At 42.1% G+C, this 23,833-nt stretch carries 12 protein-coding genes and 1 pseudogene; 3 read left to right on the top strand and 10 right to left on the bottom strand.

All coding sequences use genetic code 11. From position 1 onward, the window contains the following. Window positions 1-42: 42 nt before the first annotated feature. The 10 genes and pseudogenes from DWZ47_RS02040 to DWZ47_RS01995 all read right to left on the bottom strand — a co-directional run bounded on the left by DWZ47_RS02040 (window position 43) and on the right by DWZ47_RS01995 (window position 18,323). Window positions 43-2,085, bottom strand: coding sequence for a RagB/SusD family nutrient uptake outer membrane protein (locus DWZ47_RS02040; protein WP_117512185.1), 2,043 nt, complete (start codon window positions 2,083-2,085; stop codon window positions 43-45). A 20-nt stretch (window positions 2,086-2,105) separates the two neighbouring features. After that, window positions 2,106-5,386, bottom strand: a pseudogene (locus DWZ47_RS02035) (SusC/RagA family TonB-linked outer membrane protein). Between the two features lie 225 nt (window positions 5,387-5,611). Then, window positions 5,612-6,466, bottom strand: a complete 855-nt coding sequence (locus tag DWZ47_RS02030) for an FAD:protein FMN transferase (RefSeq protein ID WP_117512184.1) — start codon at window positions 6,464-6,466, stop codon at window positions 5,612-5,614. A 145-nt stretch (window positions 6,467-6,611) separates the two neighbouring features. After that, window positions 6,612-7,961: a DUF1080 domain-containing protein gene (locus tag DWZ47_RS02025; protein WP_055234545.1), complete on the bottom strand. Its 1,350-nt coding sequence runs from the start codon at window positions 7,959-7,961 to the stop codon at window positions 6,612-6,614. A 65-nt stretch (window positions 7,962-8,026) separates the two neighbouring features. Then, on the bottom strand, window positions 8,027-9,445 hold the full coding sequence (locus DWZ47_RS02020) for a Gfo/Idh/MocA family oxidoreductase (protein ID WP_074556527.1): 1,419 nt from the start codon (window positions 9,443-9,445) through the stop codon (window positions 8,027-8,029). A 60-nt stretch (window positions 9,446-9,505) separates the two neighbouring features. Further along, window positions 9,506-9,751, bottom strand: coding sequence for a hypothetical protein (locus DWZ47_RS02015; RefSeq protein WP_008016134.1), 246 nt, complete (start codon window positions 9,749-9,751; stop codon window positions 9,506-9,508). After that, on the bottom strand, window positions 9,748-11,043 hold the full coding sequence (locus DWZ47_RS02010; protein ID WP_117512183.1) for a Gfo/Idh/MocA family oxidoreductase: 1,296 nt from the start codon (window positions 11,041-11,043) through the stop codon (window positions 9,748-9,750). The genes DWZ47_RS02015 and DWZ47_RS02010 overlap by 4 nt, the downstream gene beginning before the upstream one ends. 39 nt (window positions 11,044-11,082) lie before the next feature. After that, complete coding sequence (locus DWZ47_RS02005) at window positions 11,083-12,090, bottom strand: family 43 glycosylhydrolase (protein WP_004296585.1); 1,008 nt, start codon at window positions 12,088-12,090, stop codon at window positions 11,083-11,085. A 56-nt stretch (window positions 12,091-12,146) separates the two neighbouring features. Continuing rightward, window positions 12,147-16,163: a two-component regulator propeller domain-containing protein gene (locus DWZ47_RS02000; protein WP_117512182.1), complete on the bottom strand. Its 4,017-nt coding sequence runs from the start codon at window positions 16,161-16,163 to the stop codon at window positions 12,147-12,149. 99 nt (window positions 16,164-16,262) lie between these two features. Continuing rightward, complete coding sequence (locus DWZ47_RS01995; protein WP_117512181.1) at window positions 16,263-18,323, bottom strand: acetate--CoA ligase family protein; 2,061 nt, start codon at window positions 18,321-18,323, stop codon at window positions 16,263-16,265. A gap of 897 nt (window positions 18,324-19,220) precedes the next feature. On the opposite strand from DWZ47_RS01995, the gene metG reads away from it, so the two are divergent. The 3 genes from metG (at window position 19,221) to DWZ47_RS01980 (ending at window position 23,829) form a co-directional block, all read left to right on the top strand. Beyond that, window positions 19,221-21,260: a methionine--tRNA ligase gene (metG, locus tag DWZ47_RS01990; protein WP_008646565.1), complete on the top strand. Its 2,040-nt coding sequence runs from the start codon at window positions 19,221-19,223 to the stop codon at window positions 21,258-21,260. Between the two features lie 72 nt (window positions 21,261-21,332). After that, the gene (locus DWZ47_RS01985) at window positions 21,333-22,790 is read left to right on the top strand and encodes a lipopolysaccharide biosynthesis protein (protein ID WP_008646566.1); all 1,458 of its coding nucleotides are present in this window, start codon (window positions 21,333-21,335) and stop codon (window positions 22,788-22,790) included. Further along, complete coding sequence (locus DWZ47_RS01980; RefSeq protein ID WP_032845728.1) at window positions 22,777-23,829, top strand: hypothetical protein; 1,053 nt, start codon at window positions 22,777-22,779, stop codon at window positions 23,827-23,829. The genes DWZ47_RS01985 and DWZ47_RS01980 overlap by 14 nt, the downstream gene beginning before the upstream one ends. Window positions 23,830-23,833 lie beyond the last annotated feature (4 nt).

The following is a 23,833-nucleotide window of genomic DNA, read 5'->3' as shown; positions in this document are numbered from 1 at the left end:
AAGTTACGGTGGCTATTTTTCAGAGAAAGCTTTCCTCACCTATCAGAATTTGTCTTCATCGGCCACAGCTTCTTCCCAAGTTTCCCATATCTGCACATTCGGATCATAACCATCATAACCGTAGTTCTGATACAAAGGAGCCTTTCCGTTAGAAACGATTGCTTTTTCAGGGATAGGCCAATAAATGTTATGTTTACCCATGATATAATTGATATCTGTTTTAGTAGCGTTTACGTTAATAGTAATGCCTTTGTTGTACATACCTTTCTTGATGCAACGTTGATACCAATAGCTACCACCTTCAGGATCAGTGCCGGATTGCTTATCGAATGTTTCCACTTTATATGTATTTCCGAACTCGTCCGCTCTGCCGCTGATAGCCAAACAGAGAGATACGCGGGTTAACTCTACATTACGCCATTCTTCAAAGAAAAGTTCACGCGCACGTTCATCCATGATATCACCGATAGTAACCTTATCTGTATAAAATTCAGTACAATGAGCGCGTTCTCTGACGATGTTTATATCATCCTTGATTGTTGGATCATCCGGATTGATATAGAATTTTACTTCTGCACGCAGCAGGTAGGCTTCCGCCAAACGATACAGATACCAATCAGCAATACTGCCATCCGTAGCTCCTTCCAGACCATTATTGGTTTCCTTAGCTTGATTGATGACATCATTCAGGCAGAAAATGTAATGAGGAACGTCATACCAACGACGAATAGTGTCAGAACACATCAAATCTCCCTTGCGGGTAACAAGTTCATTTTTCTCATTGTAATAATCATCTTCTGCGTAAAGCTTAATATTTTGCCCAAAGAATTCAGAATCCGGATTATTACATTTCAGGTTTTCCATGTGCATCCAGTTTCCCGTTTCTGTACTATGCCGCAAATCGGTTTGATCCATTTTACCATTAACAGCCCACAAATCGTCTTGATAGAAAGTGGTAGTACGGAATGTAGATATACCACGTCCTAGTCCACGCATATAATCATATTCTTTACGATATTTGCCATCTTTGCGAGTATAGTTGAATAGAGCTTGCTTTCCGTCAGGCATTTTGATTTTATTATCAAAGAAGAAAGGATACATAATACGCATAGTCAACATCGGGATGAATGATTCTTTAGCTGCTCCCCGGTTGGGCATACCCATAATCACTTCTTTGTTGGCAGCAATCAACTTGTTCTCCGGACGATGTAAATCCCAGATAACATTGCGGGCAATAGGCCATGATGCGGATTCGCCACCTTCAAAGAAGGTTCCGAAAGGTTCTTCCATCAAAGAATAGCCTGATTTATCAATTAAGATATCCAACTGTTCCTTTGCCTTCCCGAATTCACCAATAGACATATAGAGCTTAGAAAGCAACATACGGCAAGCACCTTTATTTACCATACCAACATAATCCATATCTTTCTGTTCAGGAACCCATTGTACAGCAAATTCCATATCTGCTACCATTTTTTTCAGAATAGCGTCACGGTGAGTAGATCGATAGTTCTGCTTAGGAACTTCCGGAAGTTTTGTCAACAAAGGTACATGTCCAAATTGAAAAACTAATGAATAATAGCGATAAGCCCGATGGAAATAGGCACGGCCAATGTATTCGTTTTTCAATGTTTCATCCATTGGTACATTACCTATAAACGAAAGTATTGTATTAGCATTTCTAACACCTTCAAAATTTTGTCTCCAGAAGAAATATATACTGTTTGTGCGTCCTAAATTTTTTTCGTCACTTTGATCGCTGTTCGGTCTCAACAGATTGTCAACATTATCCAACAATCCGCTTTTATCAGTCGCAGACGGTACCATCAAATCAGAAAAAGTATATTCTGTGGGCAGCGCTATCATCTCCCTGGAATCTTCGCTCACATAATTACGTTTAAGTTGACGGTCACAAATAGCCAATACGGATTTGATACCATTTTCCGTAGAAAATACAGTTTCCGGTTCAAACATTGTTTGAGGATCCGGATCTAAAAAACTTTCCGAACATCCGGTCAACATTAATGAAGCGCCCACAAATAAAGTGGCACTTTTACAAATATATTTTTGAATGTAATTTTTCATATACGTTTCTGTTTAAAAGATTAGAATGTTAAATTAAGGCCAAGCGTCCAAATACGAGATGCAAAATTACCGGTTTCAGGATCTCCATATCCTTCCCAATCTTTAGCCCATACAGCAGCGTTACGAACAGAGCCATACACTTTCACACGATCGATTTGTATTTTTTCCGTCCAAGCCCTAGGCAATGTATAGCCAACAGATATATTTTCTAAACGAATAAAAGAACGATTATATAATCTACGTGCGCCTTTTGCACCTTCTGGGCCTTGCGCCTCAATACGTGCATATTTATTAGTCGGGTTGTCTACAGTCCAATATTCCTTAGCATTCTTGTTCACCAATCTATAAGTCATACCACCACCGTCGTCATCATTGTTCAAATACATACTTTCCAGACTCTTATGCCCCATACGAGAGTAAATATTCACAGAGAGAGTCAAATCTTTCCACAAGGTGAAATCATTACGTAATGCCCATGTAACCGGAGCGGCGGTTTGTCCCTGGAACACTTTATCATCATTATTATAGATAACCTTTACTAAATTACCATCAGCATCGTATTGGTCGTTAGCCGGATTATTCCATACTTTCGGGTCACCAGGAACCTGCCCATATTTTTTAGCTTCTTCAACCTCATCTTTCTGCCAGATTCCCGTTACTTTATAATCCCAAATCGCACTAATAGGTTTATCAATAAACCATCCGGCTGCCACATAATCCGCTTCTCTGGAACCTACCACAGTTCCATTGGCATCTACTATATCTTGACGATCACCAAACAAATGTTTGATTCTGTTTTTATTATATGAGAGACTGAATGATGAACTCCATTGGAAATTCTTCTTATCAATATTCAGAGTATTCAATGCCACCTCAAAACCACTATTGTTCACCTGTCCTAAATTGGTAGTGATATTCTCAAATCCGGTGAAATTAGATAGAGGTTGTCTCATAATCATATCTTTGGTACTCATTTGATAATATTCCAACGTACCTGTAATACGGTCGTTCAAAAATCCAAAGTCCAATGCAAAGTTCCACGATTGTGTCTTTTCCCATTGCAGATTCGGGTTCTTCATACGTTGGGCCATCAAATAACGCATTAAATATAAGTCACCTGAAGAAGTGATATAACCTTGCATCTTACCACCCCCCGGATAAAGATTGGCAAGTGCTTCGTAAGGATTTTCCAATGAACGATTACCATTTTTACCATATGAAACACGCAATTTACCACTATTCATGATATGAGTATATTTTTGGAAAAAATCCTCATTAGTGAATGACCATGCTATACCTCCCGAAGGGAACCATGCATAAGGATTATTTGCCCCAAAAGCCGAATAGCCGTCACGTCTAATGGTACCAGTAACCATATAACGATCATCGTAAGAATAGAATGCACGTGCCATCAATGCATCAGCCGTTTGATGATTATCATCCGTTCTGAATGAGCTGACAGACTTATCTCCATTCTGGGTGTTATGGAACCCAAGCGCGTCAGACGGCAGAATATTACGGGCTTCAATCCGGTCCGACCAATATTGGCGTTCTTCCGCTTCTTGTACAAATGTCAGAATAACATGGTGCCTGTTGGCAAAAGTTTGGTCCCAAGTAATCGTATTGTTCAGAGACCAATTAAAACGTTTGGCCTGTTCCCGATTTGTTCCACGGTCGTTAGGATTGGAATTAGGTCTTTCTGCAGACGTAAAATAACGGTCATAGAAAAATTGGAAACGAGGCGCAATATTGAACTGATAAGTGATATTGAAAGGCAGTTTTACTTTAGCATTGAAGATAGTATTCAATGTAGTATACCCTTTTTCCAATTGAATGTATTGCTTCTCAAAATACCAGTTTTTTTCATTAGCACGGTCATATTGATACATCAAGGGGTCTTGTGTATAATTTCCGTTTTCGTCTTTCAGCATGGCGTATGGACTGTTTTCCATAAAACCACCCTTATCCATGCCGATTTCACCATCCGAACGATCTTGAAAGTTTACATTTGCACCCACTTCAAACCAATCGGTAACTTTTGCATTTAGTTTCAAGTTTGCACGGATAGCTCGATAAGTATCGTCGACAAACGCACCTTCATTGCGCAGATAGCCTAAAGACATGTAATAATCCACTTTATCGCCGGCACCACTAATGCTTACATTATAGTCTTGGTTGAAACCTAATCGGAACGCTTCATCTTGCCAATCGACGGTCTTTCCCGACAAAAGATTGTCAAGTGCAGCCGTATCATATCTAAATCCCAAACGTCTTGCCCATATACTAAGATCAGATTCTCCTTCCCGATTGGTCGAATAATTACGCCACTGTTCCAAAGACACCCCCGACAAATTATTAGGATTCCGGAAATACTCCGGCTTTGAAGTATATTCATTACCTGGTCTTGAATAAGCTGCATATTCTCTTGTTTCAGCATTCACACCATAAGTGTTTTTTTCTTTCCAGTCTACATAGTGTTGCAGATATTCGTCCGTAGTTTGCCATCTATCACGATAGGCAGCCTTTTGAGTTAAACCTACGCTAGCTGTGAAATTAACAACAGGCTTGCCTTTTTTACCTTTTTTCGTTGTGATGATGATTACACCGTTAGCAGCCTGTGCTCCATAAACAGCAGCTGCCGAGGCGTCTTTCAAAACATCTATCTGTCCAATATCATCCGGGTTAATTTCCGAGAGTTCTCCCTGAAAGAACATACCGTCGAGGATAATCAACGGATTGTTATGGCCACCATCTGTATAAACAGAACGCTGTCCACGGATTTTCATCTCACCGCCGCCTTTTGCGCCAGCATCGCCTTCACCATAACCTACCACTAATCCCGGTGTTCCGCGTAAAATGTCTTGAACAGTTTTAGGATTTTCATTGGCAATCTTATCAGGACGAACTTGGACGACCGAACCAGTCAGGTCTTTTTTACGCATCGTACCATAACCCACTACAACTACTTCATCCAGCGTCTCTGAATCATCTTTCATCGTGACGTTAATCAGTTTTTTACCTGCTACCGGGATTTCTTGATTCTTATAACCAATATAACTGAATTTTAACACAGCATTGGAAGCCTTTACGGCAATACTGTAGAATCCGTTCAGATCGGTTACGGTTCCATATTAGTAGTCCCTTTTTCCGTCACATTTACTCCAATCAACGGTTCACCCGATTGATCTTTCACATATCCCGTAATTTTAGAACTTTGAGCCTGTAGTGTACCAAGACAAAAAGTCACCAATAGTAAGAACAATCCTACCCGAGACGTGAAACCTCCTTTTTTGTTTTCCATACTAAATAAATTTGAGTTAATATTATAATATTCAAGCTTATATTGAATTTATCTACTTACTTCCGTATTATATTTTAATAGCTGCATTAATATTATATAATTTTACGGCAAAAATAAAAATGCAAGTTTATCTCAAATAGTATTTTTGTCTCAAAAAACAGAAAAATCAGGTCATACGCGATTTTTGGTGGTATTTGCCCATATTTAACAAGTAATTTTGCTCGTCTACAAACTCTCCAATACAGCAATGGTGGGTATATATGTCCAGCACGGTGGATATATATATACACGACAGTGTGCATATATACCCATCAAAGCTTTACGCTGTTCGCTGTCAGCAGCAAACAAAGCAGTAGACAATATTTCTCCTATTGCCCCATTTGTTGTAACTACAGATATCTGTCGGGCACCTTCCACCAATTTCCCATCTTGAGGAGAAACAATATGCCGACGTTCAGGAGAGTCATTGCCGGAGGTTGTAAGACACTCATCATAAAGAAGTATATCATTGACTCTCCATCCCGTTCCAACCGGATGATTACCTAAAGCAAGAACAGAACTGTTTCCCATATTTATCAGTGCATTTTCTATCACACACTCATTCAATATGGTTTTAATTGTTTCCAAAGCATACCCTTTGAGGAAACCGGACAAGTTGACAGCAATTCCCGGCTGTGAATAATAGATGCTATGATCTTCAGGTGATAAATGTACCGAGTGTATCGTGTTTTGATTGTAATTTTCCGAATGGACTGTGACATCAAAGCATCCCAGGGTTTTCTCGTTGTATTCCAGGCATAAATCAATCATTGAATAAAGTTCTTCGCTAAGAACGACCGGAGAAACGGAAGCTGTCCGGTTGACAAAAGACAATTCACTGGCCGGATCATAAAAGTTCGCTATCTTTTCCAACCGACACAATGCATCATACATACGATTGACCACAAGCAACAATTCTTCTTCCGCTTTCTGGCTATATAGAATAATATCCACCCGCGTATGCATGGAAAGAAACCAGGCATAAAGCAGTCCGTTACCATCATGGGACGGTTTATAAATATGTTGAATAGGGACTTGCATCGTATAGCAGGACAAATCAGGCACAGATTACACGGATTTCACGGTTGTTCTAATAAAGTAGCAACCGCGCAATCTGTGCAATTCGTGCCTGAATAAAAATCATAAGGTATTATGACGCATCTTCCACAATAACATGGAATACGTCTTATTTCAGTTCTTTAATCTTCACATTCTTGAACCATACTTCGTCTCCGTGGTCTTGAAGAAGAATATTTCCTTCCTCCGGATTTCCGAAATTAGGCCAGTTTTTATATTTACTATATGCTACCAATGCATTCCACATATCATTGTTACGATCATATTCAATCAATTTAACTCCGTTCAACCAATGTTCTACATGGTTGCCTTTTATGATAACGGTAGCTGTATTAAATTCTTTCTTGTTGAAAGGTTTATCCTTAGGAGCCGGAATCAGATCATACAACGAGCCCAGCTTTCTGTTACCTTTCACACCCAGTTTTGCATCAGGATGTTTGTCATCATCAAGAATCTGGAATTCACAACCGATAGCAGAACCTGCACCTTTATTCATATCCGGGTTTACGAAATATTTAATTCCGCTATTTGCACCTTCAGTAATTTTGAAATCTACTTTCAGAATAAAGTTCTTGTATTTACGGGTAGTCACGATATCACCGCCATTAGCAGATTCAGCACCACCGCTCTTTATCACTTTCAGAATGCCATCTTCTATCTTCCAGCCTTTCGCGGGGAAAGTAGAAAGTTTAGCACCTCTCCATCCGTCAGTAGTCTTGCCATCCCATAATAGCGTCCATCCTTCTTTTGCTTCGTTCGGAGAAATCGTGTTGGCAATTAAATTTACTTCCGGTGCAGCTTGCGCTTCCGGTGTCTGATAGCGTTCTACGTCCGTCGTACAAATGCGGATATCTTTCCAACTAACTGTTTTACCTTCATCTGCCGCATTTCCAATGGCATGCACCTGCAAAGCAATGAAGCCCACAGGAGTCATATCATCCCAGATATTAGCACAAGGCACTCCGTTTATCCAGGTACGGATTGAGTTACCTACAGCCTCAATACGAGCTTTATTCCATGCATTATTCTTAAAAGCGGTTTTTGCCGACGGATTCAGCGTCAAAGGATAAAGCCAGTTTCTACGTGCCTCATCATAGATACCACCTGACCAAGCGCGTTTGGAAGGATCGATCTCAAACTGATAACCGTGTACACGACCCTTCTTATAATCTTTCTTGCTTTCACTACGAAGCTGTACTCCGGAATTTAAACCGTCATCGACCTTGAAGTCAAACTCAAGGATAAAGTCACCATAATTCTTTGTCGTTGCCAAAAAAGTATTGGGTGTTCCCATTTTAGATACACCGACAATGGCACCATCTACAATTTTATACTCGGCTTTGCCATTCAATTTCTTCCATCCTTTCAGGTTCTTTCCATTGAAAAGAGGTTCCCAATTCTGTGCACCTAAAGAAGCGGCACAGAATAAAAGTAAAGTTAATACGATATTCTTCTTCATAATCATTGATTAGTCTTTCCCACTCCCTTATATTCGAAGAAGGAATGGAAAAGGCTATTTTCTATTTATAATTTATAAAATTCATCCCAACCTTTACGCGGTGGAAGTCCCGCCAGCATTGCATTAGCAAATTCATTATTTGTAATCTGCTTCGTACGAGGGTCAAAGAACAACTGTGTATTAAGTCGTTGAGCCATCACACCCAGTGAGAATACCTGGCTCAACACACCATTGATTTCGAACGGCGAGCGTGTCTTTTCAATACCTTGACATGCCAGCAAGAAATTCTCGAAGTGATTGGAAGGACTTTTAGGAACCTCCGGCAACTTGTCTGCCATCTCTTTGGCTTTCTCTTCCGGAATAATAGACAAAGTGCTTCCATGACTACCACCCTTGAAGATCAAATCCTTAGTATAAATGATTTTTCCAGGATTCAACTTAGATTTCGGAGTATCTCCCTGATTAGTTACCGGGATGTTCGGATCTAATCCCGAAACTCCATAACCAGCAGGAATAGGAGGAAGATTATCCAAACCATCATACCAGGTAATATCTACCGGTGGCATTCCTTTACGTTGCGGGAAACGGAAGAGAATCGTGGAAGAATATGGGAAGAAATAATCATTATGTCCATTTGCGTATTGCATAGTGACTTCGTATGGCAATCCCAGTTCCAGGAATTCGTGAGCCGTGTCGAGGATATGTGCTCCCCAGTCGCCCAATGCTCCCATACCAAAATCATACCAACAACGCCATTGTCCCAAATGATAATCTTTATTATACTCGTGATAAGGAGTAACTCCGAGCCAAGTGTCCCAGTCCAGATCTTTCGGCAGTTGCTGCCCGGAAGGAAGTTTATAAATATTAGTGTCCCATTTATGCCAACGACGTGGGTTATTCATGTGGGCAGTGATAGCAGTAACGTCTTTGATAATTCCCGCATCCATCCAGGCTTTAAACTGGAAATAGTTTGCTTCAGAATGTCCCTGATTTCCTACTTGAGTAACCAGGTTCGGACGTTTAAGCGCAGCTTGCATCAACAGTTCCGCTTCATAGAAAGTACGTGCCAACGGTTTCTCTACATATACATGCTTTCCGGAAGCCAAAGCCAGCATACTGATCGGGAAATGCGAATGGTCGGGAGTAGCAATTGCTACAGCATCAAATTCGTTACCGGCCTTATCAAACATTTGGCGAAAATCCCTAAACTGCTTTGCTTTCGGATATTTAGCCATTATCTTTTGTGTATGTTTGGCACCCATATCTACATCACATAAAGCCACCACTTCCACCATACCAGTCCGTGCAAAGTCTTCAATAATCTGCTCTCCGCGGTTACCAATGCCGATATAAGCAATCTTCACTTTGTCACCTCTTCTTTTTTTAGGTGAAGCGGCTTGCGCATGTAATAAATCACCGGTTCCCAATGCCAATCCGGCTGAAGCCATCGACATCGTTTTCAAAAAATCCCTTCGTGTTACCATAAATTATTTATTTTCATTGATATTGATTAAGTTCTTCTTTAAAATTATGCAAGAAAACTATCAACTCCTGCTTTTCTTTTTAAACAGTGCTTGCATTCCATAAAACAAGAGACGCAAAATCCCCCAGAAAGCATAAAGCACAAAAGTAAATATAATTATATAAAAAATAGACGTTATCATCTCCGTAAATGGTGCATGATAAGCAATAATTGCATAAAGATGTAGCAAATTAGATACTACAAAACAAACGAGTAAAGTAATTAACTCTATTTTCTTACGTCGTGCGGTTACAATCGTGTCTTTCATATTGCTTCGGATGTTTTTACAGATTGATGATTCAGATAGTCTATTTTATACTCATCAGGGAAATAAAGCGTCCGTTCTTCTTCCAATGCCTGATGACCCAACAAACAGAGCATACTTGCATAATATCCTTCTTCCGCGATATTTTTAGGTTGTTTTTGTGTTATGACGGCTTCAACAAAAGCTTCCAACAACAATGACGTACCGTCGCTCTTGGGACGTTCTCCGATAATAAATTCTCCTTTGTTTTCGTTTGCTGTTTCCGGCGCCCAGCTTGTTCCGGCAAAAGGCAGAGAGTCAAACACTTTGTTTTCCCAGTCATTCACCATTTGCAGGAAGGCCGGTGCAGGAGCTACACTTTCAAAGTAATATTTTCCCTTTTCCGGTTCTACCGTTCCAAGATTACCCATGATCTGTTCTTCCAGTCCATAGAATTTATTGGAAATGACAGAGTCAAATGTCATCTTTACCCCATCATCAAACACATATACACAGCTCACATTGTCATACACATCTCTGCCGTCTTTCCAATAAGTGATGGCACCGTGTCCCATCACCTTTTCGGGTATCTTACGCAAAGCCCAGCTTCCGATCTGAAGTTGATGGCAAGCGAGTTCCGTCATCAGTCCTTTTGAGAACTCTTTGTAAAGACGCCAATTTATCAGGCGTTCCAAATTGGGTGAAGGTACCGAACGTCTCCAATCCCCATTCCGATTCCAGAAAGTACGGATGGCATTTATTTCACCAAAGGTACCTGCATGAATCATCTCCATTGCTTTGATGTAACGAGGATCGAACAGACGCTGTTGTCCTGTGAAGAAAATCTTTCCCGTGCTACGATGCTTCTGATACATACGGTAACACTCTTCCATCGTGAAACCTATTGACTTCTCACAAAATACATGCTTTCCTGCGTCGAAAGCATCCAAGACGATTTTACAATGCGAACTAAGAGGGGTAGCTACGAGTATGGCATCTATCGACTTATCTTCCAGCACTTCTCGGTAGTCACCATACACTTTGGCATTAGGCACAAGTTCCAATGCGCTCTCGATAGACGGTTTATAAATGTCGCACAATGCTACGATCTCGACTTTGGGGTTCTTAGCCAGAAATCCCATTAAAAAACGTCCCCGGGAACCGGGACCGATAATTGCCAAACGACACTTTTCGTTTGAGGTGTTCATCACCTCCGAAAAAGCAGAAAGCCAAGGGCTTGCTGCAAGAAGAGTGCCAGCCCCGGCTATGCCTAAATTCTTTAGAAAATCCCGCCTGCTAATAGGGGTATGTTTCATGCTTGTGGTATTTAAGATTATAATTGGTTTATTTGAAAATCAGTTATTAAATACAGGTGCTTTTTGTGTTTCGTAAGAAGGAGATCCTCCCTCTACGTAAGGCCAACCTTCTTGGTCCCACTTGATCTGGTCCAACAACAGAATACGTCCGTTCTCCGGAGTTGATCTTGAAAATCCATGATACAGAAGCCAGTCTTGTCCGGCATCATCCTGGATAATCTGCGAACCGTGCCCATTGCCTACAAAATGATCATTCGCACCTATCACCAAAGAATAACCATTTTTCAACATCGGTTTACCAGTCTTGTCTTTGTACGGGCCCCATACTTTCTTGGAACGTCCCACTACGACTTTATATGTACTTTTCACTCCTTGACAACAACTTCCTATGGAGGCAAACATATAATAATAATCACCGTGCTTATGGATATAAACAGCTTCAAAAGCAGTTCCCGCTATTCTCTTTTTTTTCGCTCCCGACATGATCGACAGCCCATCCGCAGTCAGTTCAATAACATATATTCCCCGGAAGCTGCCCCATACCAAATAGTTTCTCCCCTCATACTGCAGGAGACTGGGATCGATCGAGTTCTGTACACCAATCTCATTACTGCGGAACATCTTACCATGATCCGTAAAAGGTCCCTGCGGAGAGTTGGCCGTAGCTACCCCAATTCCGCACGTTTGTTCTCCTCCCCACACCGACATTGCATAATAAAGCACATATTTACCGTTAATATAATTAATGTCAGGTGCCCAGATTCCAGCTTTAGGTTCAAACCTGGGACGAGTTTTATTCGTGAATGCAGTGTTGCAATACGTCCATTCCACCAAATCTTTCGACTTCATGATCGGAACGTTTCTGGTAGATTCGGTAGCATACACATAAAAGTAACCATCTGCAGCTTTAATCACCGTAGGGTCGGGCATGGCAATATCTACAACCGGATTCTTATAACTCACCGCAGACTTTGTCTGTGCTCTCCCCTGCGAAAGACAAGCACCTATCATGAATACGAAAACGAACAAATTTACATACTTTTTCATCAAATCATTCCTTTAAAAGCTCCTTTTTACCTTATCTTTATAGCTATAAATTAATATTAACTTACAAAATCTTTGGGTAACACTCCAAATTGCTTCTGGAAACACTTGGCAAAATAAGACGGAGAATTAAACCCTACCATATAGCAAATCTCATTTACCCGGTTTTCTCCTTCTTTCAATAATTGAGCAGCTCTCTTTAAACGCTCCAGACGAAGATATTCATTCGGACTCAAATCCAAGACGCCCTTTATCTTCCGATAGAAATTGGAACGGCTCATATTCAGGCTATCCGCCATATCATCCATGCTAAATTCCGGATTACTATAATTCACTTGGATAACCTCATTCAACTTCTTTATAAAATCTTCGTCAGCTTTTGTCAACGCCATCGTATTGGCAGCCACAAAAGGAGACTGTGCAAAAGCCTTACGTAGTTTCTCTCTATTCTGAATAAGGCTGGAAGCACAAGCCTGCAAATATTCCACAGAGAAAGGTTTCTCCAGATATGCGTCTGCTCCCAATTCCATTCCCTCTATCTTAGACTGGATATTCGTCTTCGCAGTCAACAAAATAACGGGAATATGGCTATAATTCAAATCTGACTTGATCGTCTTACACAATTCAAAACCATCCATCACAGGCATCACAACATCACTAACCACCAAGTTCACATAATTACCATCCAACACTTGCAACGCTTCCGCACCATTAGTGGCAGTCAATACAGTATATTCTTTCGATAGCTGACGCACTACAAAGGCAAGCATATCCGGATTATCTTCTACAACCAGCACTGTAGGCCGGTTATCTTTCTTTTCCGTCTCTCCAACAGGAATTTCATTCATCCTGTCTATTTCAACTTCCGGTTCCGGGGTTAAGGTTATTGTCATGTCCTGAACAATCGGCAAAATCAAACAGAAGGTATTATTTTCTTCCCCTTCTCCCATAGCTAAAGTCCCTTGATGCAGTTCAGCCAATGAACGGGAAAGAGCCAAGCCGATTCCTGTTCCGGTAGTCACCTTGCCGTCTTCTTTTTCATTGAAACGAACGAAAGGCTTGAATATTTCCTCCTTCATCTCATTGGGAATAATCACTCCATCATTCTCCGTACGAATACAGAATGAATTGTTGTCATCCGTTTCCGGCACTTCCAAAGATATGTGTACGTAGCTTTCAGCATACTTCACCCCATTATTCAACAGATTACTGATAATCTTCGTAAACGCCTCCCGGTTCACATGCGCATAGAAATCCTCCTCGGGCACTTGCAAAGTAAACTCCAAGCCTTTCTGTTTGGCAAGGGAAGTAAAACGCACATGAGTCTCTTTCAGCACCTCCGTTACATTACATTTCGCAAAATTCAGGCGGAATCCCTGACTTTCCGTTTTACGGAAATCAAGCAACTGGTTAGTCAGGTTCAACAACCGTTCCGTATTCTGCTTCATTACATTCAAGTCTTCCCTCGTTTCCGCATCGACCTGTTTCTTCAATATGATGTTTTCCAAAGGACCTTTAATCAGCGTCAACGGTGTACGTATCTCGTGGGCCACATTCGTAAAGAAATCAATCTTTGCATGATAAACTTCACGTTCCTTCTCCTGCTCGAATTTCTCCATCTGCCTGCGGTGTTTGCTGTTACTGCGTCTCTTGAAATACATAACCGTATACAGGGAGCAGCCGATAATCAGCAGAGCATACACACAATACGCCCATATAGAGAGGTAAAAAGGAGGAAGAATATGTACCCCTAATGACACTTCGTCGTCACTCCATACACCGTCGCTATTAGCAACCTTTACCCGGAAGGTATAATCACCGTAACGAAGATTGGAATAAGTAACGATAGGGCTTTCGCCAACCGTCAGCCAATCCGTATCAAAGCCCTCCAGTTTATACATAATCCGGCTCGTTTTCGGAGCCTGGAAATCCAACGCTGCTACACGGAAAGAAAAAGAATTCTGATTGGACTGGAGCACAAGCTGGTCGGAGAAAGTTATACTCTTCTCTAACGGAGATCCCGGTTCGCCGGCATACACCTCCTTACCAAACAGAAAGAAATCAGTAATGGCAACAGACGGAATGAACTTATTCTCCGAGAAATTCTTGGGATTAAAAGCGATAAAACCATCGATGCTACCCAGATAGATCGTACCATCTTCGGTTTCAAAGCTTGAACGATAATTAAACTGGTCGCCCAACAAGCCATTAGAGGTGGTATATACTTTCATCACTCCGGTGGTAGGTTGGAAGCAAACCAGACCGTTGTTGGTTGTCAACCACAAAAATCCTTCTTTGTCCTCCACAATCTGATATACAACATCGTTCGGCAATCCGGCCGACAAATTATAATTGGCAAAAGTCTCCGTATCCGGCTGAAAACGACAGAATCCCCCTCCTTGGGTAGTCAGCCAGATTTGCCGGTGAGAGTCTTCAAAGATGCTCAATACCTTGTCATACGGAAGGCTCTTCGGATTATTTTCATCGTGCAAATAGTTCTTCCATTTCTTTTCGCTCACATTGTAGCAATAAGCTCCATTTGCATAAGTTGCCAGCCATAGATTACCACCGGAATCTTCCTTTATATCATATACAAACCTGCCGTTCAGTTCCGGTATCCGGTCAAAATCATCAGATTGTCTGTTGTATCGCAGCAAACCGAATAAAGTACCCAGATAAATATCACCCGTCGTTGTGCGGCAAATAGAGAACACGCTATTGTCTATCAATGAACGGGGAGAGTCTGTTTTCTGATAGGTTTTCACGATAGCTCCCGTACGCGTATCTACTACTTTCACTCCTTTTGAGAAGGTTCCTACCCAAAGATGGTTATCAATCAAACACAGACCATGCACATTGGTAAAAGCACTGCTAGGGGTAAAAAAGGAAAAAGTCTTGGTCTTCGGGTTGAAACAGTTCAAACCGCCGTCTTCCGTACCAATCCACAGAATACCCTGATTATCCTGGCAAAACTCACGTACCCGTTTTCCATGCAAACCATTATCTGTTCCTTTGGGATAATATTTTTCAAAATACGTATAAAAACGCGGATAGTAGTTCACACCTCCAAAATAAGATCCAATCCAGATACCACCCTCTCGATCCTTACACAAGGAATAAATAGCATTATCGGACAAAGAATAAGGGTCGTTGATCGAACTGCGCAAATGAACATATTTACCCATTCGAAGATTATAAATATAGAGTCCCGATTCTGCACCAATCCACAATTCATTATCAGAAGCGACCAGCAGTTCGCGACAAAAAACAGACTCTCCATTTTCATCCTCTGAAAGTAAGTCATGTAGTTTGTTAGAGGTCAGGTTCAGTTCTTTTACTCCTCCCTTTAAAGAGCCTACATATAGACAATTATATGCTCCTTTCACCAGGCCTATCACGACATCATTCTCATAAGTTTTTTGATTGTCTACAGGCGAGACATAAGGATGAAGGGTTTGCAAACGGTCTTTCGAAAAGAAAAGTCCATCACCATAGCAACCAATCCAAAGAGTTCCGCTATTATCGAAAACAAAAGACTGAACATTGGTGGAGATAAAAGGAAAGTTCTTCAATGTATAATTCCGGAGCTTTCCTTCCTCCAAATCATAACAAAATAATCCCTGTGACTCTACCGCTACCCAGACACATCCCTTATTGTCTCCGGAAATTGCAGTTACGGTATGTTCAATTTTCGTATTTTCTATGCTCAATTCAGCAAAATGCCGGAAAGAATCTTTTTCCGGATGATAGATATAAAGTCCGACGTCCGTACCTACCCAGATATCTCCTTTCGCATCCTCATAAAGTGCTGTGATAAAATTATTGCCAATACTCCGCCGTGTGCGGTCATCATGTTTGAACTTGCGGAATGACAAACCGTCATATCTATTCAAACCATCTTTGGTGCCGAACCACATAAAGCCTTGCCTGTCCTGCAAAATCGCATTGACCGTATTTTGGGATAACCCGTTCTGTACACTAAGATTTTTAAAATAGTAATGTTCGTCCGCCATCTGTGCATGGCAGCCTATCCGATAGCCTATTAAACAGATTAAAAGTATTAGAACTTTCTTCATAAACATACGTGTTTTCTATCCTTCCGTTTGAGTTACCAAATGTAGGCAAAATCATAGCGGAAAGATAGTAAATATGTCTCAATGAATGAAAGAATAGTCCTATTTTTCTATCCTGATACGCGCATCAACTGCTATAACGGCTTTTTGCGTAGCTAAAAGCGGATTTATATCCATTTCTTTGATTTCTGTAGCGAAGCGTAACAAAGTGGACAAACGAACAATAATTTCAGCAAACTTATCTTCATTGACTCCTTTTTGTCCCCGTGTTCCCTGAATGATTTTATAAGCACGCAGAGAATGAATCATTGAGTAGGCTTCTTCGTAGGAAAGTGGAGCCAAACCGGAAGACACATCTTTCAGCACCTCCACAAAAATACCTCCCAAACCGCAAAGCACTACATGACCGAACTTCTCTTCGTATTTCGCACCGATAAACAATTCCGTACCTTTCAACATCGGCTGTACCATAATTGCCCTAGCATCAGGAATCTGCATCATACGATCGAATTCCAGTGCCAGATGTTGCTCGCTTTTGATGTTCAGAACTACACCACCGACATCCGATTTATGCACTGGACCAACAACTTTGGCAACTACCGGGAATCCGCACCGACGGGCAAAGGCTACTATCTCCTCTTTATTATCGGAAACAAACTCATCTACCAGCGGAATACCGGCAGCATGCAGTAATGCTTGTACGTAATTGGGAGCAATATAACCATTCTCCGGAATAGAATCGATAATGCGACGAATCCTCGGAACGTCTACTCCGAACAGTTCTATTTCAGGAACTGCAGGTTTAGGAACATTGACAATGCGGGAAAGGGCAGTACCCAGGGTCACTTCATCTGCAAAATTCACGTGTCCTTTTGCCAGGAAGGCGGCAACCTCCGCTCCGGCTGTATTAATCGAAGGAAGTATAGGGAAAATCGGTTTCTTGCAAGTTTGCATCTTCTCGTGAAGCACGTCATACATTTCAAACATGGTAACCAATCCCGGAGTTCCGAAGATGGCCATCATGGCGTCTATATTGTCGAGTTTCTCCTCGCAGTAGTCGATGCAAAGACGCAGATGCTCCGGTGTTCCGGTAGCCAGAATATCAATAGGATTCCCAACGGCAGCACCGGGGAACAGTCGGGCTTTTAGTTCTTCGGCTATTTCTCCTTCCAGTTTAGGAACATTCAGTCCGCCTTTACTCAAGGCGTCTGTCAGCATCACTCCCGGACCTCCGGCATGGGTGATAATAGCAAAATTCTTCCCTTTCAATTCGGGCAGAGTAAACACACAACCTACAGTAGTCAATTCTTCACGAGAGAAACAACGTACAATCCCCGCTTTACGGAACAATGCTTCCACTGCCGAATCGGAACTGGCGATTGCACCTGTATGGGAAGACGCCGCCCGGCTTCCGCTCTCCGAACTTCCGGCTTTGATTGCCGCAATCTTACATCCTTTTCTAATCAAAGACGAAGCATGGAATAACAACCTGTCCGGATTCTGAATACTTTCAATATAAAGCAGTTTTAGATGAGAGTCTTTTTCGGGATCGAAGTTCTCATCCATAAATTGCAATACATCTTCTACGCCAATCTGCTTGGCATTTCCCACCGACCAGACTGAATTGAACTGCAAACCTTTTGTAACGGCACTTTCGAGAATAAATACCGCCGTAGCACCGGAGCTGGAAATCAAGTCCACCCCTTTCGGATTTAAATTGGGAATTGGCTGGCTGAACACGCTATGATGCCATGTGTTCATCAATCCGATGCAATTAGGGCCAATCAATGAGGCTCCGTATTTATTGACTGTTTCCAGAATACGCTCTTCCAACAGTGCTCCTTCGTGGGTTTCTTCACCAAAACCTGCAGAAAGTATGATAAATGCCCTGGTTTGCTTCTTGCTGGCCAATGTTTCCACAATATCGGGACACATTACAGCAGGTATAGCCAACACTGCCAGATCCGTATCCGGCAGGTCGCTCACATCCGCAAAAGCAGGAACTCCCTGTACTTCCTTCTCCTTCGGATTCACCGCCCGAAGTTCTCCCTGATAACCTCCATTTATCAAATTCTTTAATATTGCGCCACCCGGCTTATGTACATTATTCGATGCCCCTACTACAACAATGCTTTCAGGACGAAGCAACTGGGTTGTTATCATATCATGCTTTGGTTTTCGTTTAACTTAGGTACAAATATATTCTTTCTTATGAGAAAAAAGAAAGAAAAAGGGAAGAATTGTATATAGAAACAAACTGTAAAAAAGAAAAAGATTAAGATTACAAATAGGTTATACTAACTTTTTGAAAAATGAAGCCGTCATCTCTTCATGAAATTCTGATCATCAGGGATGAAATTATTTTTATGCAGAAAAAACGGATATAAAACTAATAAAGAATCTGAAATATACGCCACAAAGACCAAGATGTATCAAGAAAGGGAAAGAAAGACCATTTGTAAATTTCAAATTCACACGAAATAGAGATTAAAACGAATTAAATTAATAGCTCAAAAAGACTATATATAAAAAAGGATCAATTATCTCAATTCCACATTTCAAATTAACACTATTAGTATCTCACTATTTCAGGAGCAACCAGAAGAAAATTTGTACCTAAAAAAAACTTTTATCTCTTTGTTTAAAAGCAAAGACATGTTTCTCTCTAACCAATGAATCGTTCCTTTAAAAGCAACAGAAGCTTCCTTTAAAAGGAACGGTGTTCAATTCTGCCAATAATTATACATATTTACTTATTTATATTCAAATTCATATAGTTGTTTCTGCATATTCTTACAATACCTTATACATTATTTATTTTATTAGGACGAAGTTTAGATACTAATATTTTGTTTTAATCTTAAAAACAGAACATGCGAGAATAAATCCAACATATCAGTAAATAGCTTTATGTTAGAATAGCTATCAAATTTACATCATTCTTATGAGACACCCCCGACTATGAGAATGAAAAATCTGTGTTAATCCGTGTAATCTGTGATGAAAAGTCACTATCTTTGCACATTACAAAGCTGAAAACAACAAAAATCACACTATATAATGGAAAAGAAATTCAAAAGAACCACCGTCACATCGGCACTTCCGTATGCGAACGGGCCTGTCCACATCGGTCACCTGGCGGGTGTATACGTACCGGCAGATATTTATGTGCGTTATCTGCGTCTGAAAAAAGAAGATGTATTATTCATCGGAGGTTCGGACGAACACGGAGTACCTATCACGATCCGTGCCAAAAAAGAAGGAATTACTCCGCAGGATGTAGTAGACCGTTACCATTCACTGATTAAAAAATCATTCGAAGAATTCGGTATCTCATTCGACGTGTATAGCCGCACCACTTCACCGACGCATCACCAACTGGCTTCGGATTTCTTCAAAACATTGTACAATAAAGGAGAATTCATCGAAAAAACGTCTGAACAATATTATGACGAGGAAGCAAAAACATTCCTTGCCGACCGTTATATCACTGGAGAATGTCCCCACTGCCATTCGGAAGGCGCTTACGGCGACCAATGCGAAAAGTGCGGAACCTCACTTTCTCCTACAGATCTTATCAACCCGAAAAGCGCCATCAGCGGTAGCAAACCGGTAATGAAAGAAACCAAACACTGGTATCTTCCTCTCGACAAACACGAAGCATGGCTGCGCAAATGGATTCTGGAAGATCACAAAGAATGGCGTCCGAACGTATACGGTCAATGCAAAAGCTGGCTCGACATGGGTCTGCAACCACGTGCCGTGAGCCGTGACCTTGATTGGGGTATCCCTGTTCCCGTAGAAGGAGCAGAAGGAAAAGTGCTCTATGTATGGTTTGACGCTCCGATCGGATACATCTCCAACACCAAAGAACTTCTTCCCGACAGCTGGGAAACATGGTGGAAAGATCCAGAAACGCGTCTGATTCACTTCATCGGAAAAGATAATATCGTATTCCATTGCATCGTATTCCCTGCCATGCTGAAAGCAGAAGGCAGCTATATCCTGCCGGACAACGTGCCGAGCAACGAATTCCTCAACCTCGAAGGAGACAAGATCTCTACTTCCCGCAATTGGGCCGTATGGTTGCACGAATATCTGGCTGATTTCCCCGGAAAGCAAGACGTACTCCGCTACGTACTGACCGCCAACGCACCGGAAACGAAAGACAACGACTTCACTTGGAAAGACTTCCAAGCACGCAATAACAACGAACTGGTAGCCGTATACGGCAACTTCGTAAACCGTGCAATGGTGCTGACTCAAAAATACTTCGACGGTCGCGTACCCGCACAGGGCAGCTTAACCGACTACGACAAGGAAACGCTGAAAGAATTCGCAGACGTGAAAGCAGAAGTAGAAAAACTGCTCGACGTATTCAAATTCCGCGATGCACAGAAAGAGGCCATGAATCTGGCACGTATCGGAAACAAATACCTGGCCGACACCGAACCGTGGAAACTGGCTAAGACAGATATGGAACGTGTAGGAACCATCCTCAACATTTCCCTGCAACTGGTTGCCAACCTTGCCATCGCCTTCGACCCATTCTTGCCGTTCAGCTCGGAAAAACTCCGCAAAATGCTGAACATGGATACTTTCGAATGGTCTGAACTGGGAAAAGATAACCTGCTTCCTGTAGGCCATCAGTTAAACAAACCGGAGTTATTGTTCGAGAAGATCGAAGACGCTACTATCGAAGCACAGGTACAAAAGCTGCTCGATACAAAGAAGGCAAATGAAGAAGCCAACTACAAAGCTAATCCTATCCGCCCGAACATCGAATTCGACGACTTCACGAAACTGGATATCCGTGTAGGTACCATTCTTGAATGTCAGAAAGTACCGAAAGCGGATAAATTGCTGCAATTCAAAATCGATGACGGACTGGAGACACGTACCATCGTATCAGGTATTGCCAAGCATTATCAACCGGAAGAGCTGGTAGGCAAACAAGTTTGCTTCATCGCTAATCTCGCTCCGCGCAAACTGAAAGGAATCGTCAGCGAAGGCATGATTCTTAGTGCCGAAAACAACGACGGCAGTCTGGCAGTTATCATGCCGGGACGTGAAGTGAAGCCGGGCAGCGAAGTAAAATAATAAAACTAGAATAGGGAATACATGAAAAGCTATCATCACGCATAGCCTTTTCATGTATTCTTTGCAAATAACATGAGCGAGAATCAGTCACTAAAAGAAAAGACAGCCAAAGGACTATTTTGGGGAGGATTCAGCAACGGCATACAGCAGTTGCTAAACCTACTTTTCGGAATATTCCTCGCGCGATTACTCACTCCGTCAGATTATGGAATGGTGGGAATGTTGGCCATCTTCTCCCTCATTGCCAGCTCGATACAAGAAAGTGGTTTCACAGCTGCCCTTGTTAATAAGAAAGAAGTGACGCACAATGATTACAATGCCGTATTCTGGTTCAACGCGGCCATCAGTCTGTCGCTGTACCTGCTGTTATTCCTCTGTGCACCGCTTATCGCTGACTTTTACGATACTCCCGAACTGACACCACTGGCACGTTATTCTTTTATCGGCTTCTTCATTGCCAGTCTGGGAATATCCCACAGTGCCTATCTCCTGCGTAATCTGATGGTCAAACAGCGGGCATTGTCTTCGGTTATCGGACTCACCGTGTCCGGAATCACCGGAGTCACTCTTGCCTACTTTGGTTTCTCTTATTGGGGAATTGCTACGCAAAGCATCGTTTACGTAACCATCAACACAGCCTGTTACTGGCATTTCACCCGTTGGCGACCAAGCTTGCAGTTCAACTTCACCCCGATTAAGGAAATGTTCGGATTCAGTGGGAAACTACTGGTTACCAATGTATTCAATCACATCAATAACAATCTGTTTTCCGTGATACTGGGTAAATTCTACAGCGAAAAAGAAGTAGGATATTACAACCAAGCCAATAAATGGTGCGGCATGGGACAACTCTTCATCTCCGGCATGATAAACGGAGTAGCGCAACCGGTACTCACCAAAGTGTCCGACGACCTTGAACGGCAAAAACGGGTATTTCGCAAAATGCTGCGTTTCACCGCTTTTGTCTCGTTTCCCGCCATGTTGGGATTGGGAATCGTATCGGAAGAGCTGATTATCATCACCATCACCGACAAGTGGTATTCCAGCATATTAATCATGCAAATACTGTGTATCAGCGGAGCCTTTGCTCCCATCGCATACCTCTATCAACAACTGATTATCAGTAAAGGAAAATCCCGCATCTATATGTGGAACACCATAGCGCTCGGCATCATCTTACTGTCAAGCGTTCTATTAGCCCACTCTTATGGGATCTTTACCATGCTCACCGTCTATGTATCCATCAACATACTGTGGCTACTGACATGGCACTACTTTGTATGGCAGGAAATAGGATTGAAGCTTCGCCATGCCCTGATGGACATACTTCCTTATGCTGCCATTGCGGCTACGGTTATGGTAATCACCTATTACACCACCCGCTCCATCGAGAATATTTATCTCCGCCTGGCAAGCAAGATAGTGCTTGCTGCAGCACTCTACGTAGCAACCATGTGGGGCAGCCGATCGGTTACTTTTAAAGAAAGCATTCAATATTTCATCAAAAAGAAGACACATGAACCCAAATGACCTTGCCACCCGATACCATCTTCTGAATAGTTCTTTCAAAAAGACGATGATTTATCACATAGGTATAGATGCCGGTTTCTTCACCGAATATACCTATATGCTTCACGCAATGCTTTATTGCCTGCAACACAAAATACAGTTCAAGCTCTACTCCGACGACGCCAACTTCGGATGGGAAAAAGGTTGGGAAGATTGTTTCGCCCCCTTCTGCGAGCAAGTGCACGAACCGTTTCATCACACTTATAACACCCATCGCCTCCCCTCCTGGCAGGCATTGATGAAAGACAAAAAGCTGCCTAAGACGAAGTTACTGAAATGGAAACTGAAAGTAACCTGTAAGAACATCATCGGAAAAACGATTGCCTTTTTCACATACGGCAAGCCGGTCTTGCTCAACTTTCAACTGACATTCAACCCCAATCAGCACTTCCATATTCCCGAACTGGGAATAGACGGCGACTATCTCCATACCTTCCAAAAACTGACGGAAATCACTTGGAAACTCAACGACACCACCGCACAGGAATGTCGCCAATGTGCCGCCGACCTGCAACTTCCACCCCAATACGCAGGATGCCAGATACGGGGAGGAGACAAGATCACTGAAACCAACCTGCTTCCACCGGAACATTACATACGGCTTATTAAAGAAAAGACCGCCCTACGCGACGTCTTTGTATTAACGGATGATTACCGCCTTTTCGAACAAGTACAAACCCTTGCCCCGGACATACACTGGTACACCCTTTGCAGCCCCGACGAAAAAGGATACGTCAACAGCGCTTTCACGCAGACCACCAAAGAGCTGAAACAAAGACAAATGGCACGTTTCCTTTCCTCGATACAGATATTGATGGACGCCTCCGTCTTTATAGGAAGCATCACCACCGGCCCCAGCCTGTTCCTATTGAAGAAATTCTATCCGGACATCAATCCGGCAGACTGTCTGCTCAAGGACTTTCCGCAAGCATCCGTCCTTCCCATACCGGGACGCGGACAAGTGGCCACCGAATTTATGCAAGGAAACTTAAAGTTATAGTAAC

Origin of the sequence: Bacteroides sp. AF32-8BH (genome assembly GCF_003435205.1) — a bacterium.
Lineage (GTDB): Bacteria > Bacteroidota > Bacteroidia > Bacteroidales > Bacteroidaceae > Bacteroides > Bacteroides ovatus.
The sequence above is the reverse complement of the archived record's forward strand: the minus strand, read 5'-3'. Positions and strand labels throughout refer to the sequence as shown.

Coding starts and splice junctions, on each gene's coding strand:
- DWZ47_RS02040 (WP_117512185.1), bottom strand. CDS start 2,085: ATGAAAAATTACATTCAAAAATATATTTGTAAAAGTGCCACTTTATTT.
- DWZ47_RS02030 (WP_117512184.1), bottom strand. CDS start 6,466: ATGCAAGTCCCTATTCAACATATTTATAAACCGTCCCATGATGGTAAC.
- DWZ47_RS02025 (WP_055234545.1), bottom strand. CDS start 7,961: ATGAAGAAGAATATCGTATTAACTTTACTTTTATTCTGTGCCGCTTCT.
- DWZ47_RS02020 (WP_074556527.1), bottom strand. CDS start 9,445: ATGGTAACACGAAGGGATTTTTTGAAAACGATGTCGATGGCTTCAGCC.
- DWZ47_RS02015 (WP_008016134.1), bottom strand. CDS start 9,751: ATGAAAGACACGATTGTAACCGCACGACGTAAGAAAATAGAGTTAATT.
- DWZ47_RS02010 (WP_117512183.1), bottom strand. CDS start 11,043: ATGAAACATACCCCTATTAGCAGGCGGGATTTTCTAAAGAATTTAGGC.
- DWZ47_RS02005 (WP_004296585.1), bottom strand. CDS start 12,090: ATGAAAAAGTATGTAAATTTGTTCGTTTTCGTATTCATGATAGGTGCT.
- DWZ47_RS02000 (WP_117512182.1), bottom strand. CDS start 16,163: ATGAAGAAAGTTCTAATACTTTTAATCTGTTTAATAGGCTATCGGATA.
- DWZ47_RS01995 (WP_117512181.1), bottom strand. CDS start 18,323: ATGATAACAACCCAGTTGCTTCGTCCTGAAAGCATTGTTGTAGTAGGG.
- metG (WP_008646565.1), top strand. CDS start 19,221: ATGGAAAAGAAATTCAAAAGAACCACCGTCACATCGGCACTTCCGTAT.
- DWZ47_RS01985 (WP_008646566.1), top strand. CDS start 21,333: ATGAGCGAGAATCAGTCACTAAAAGAAAAGACAGCCAAAGGACTATTT.
- DWZ47_RS01980 (WP_032845728.1), top strand. CDS start 22,777: ATGAACCCAAATGACCTTGCCACCCGATACCATCTTCTGAATAGTTCT.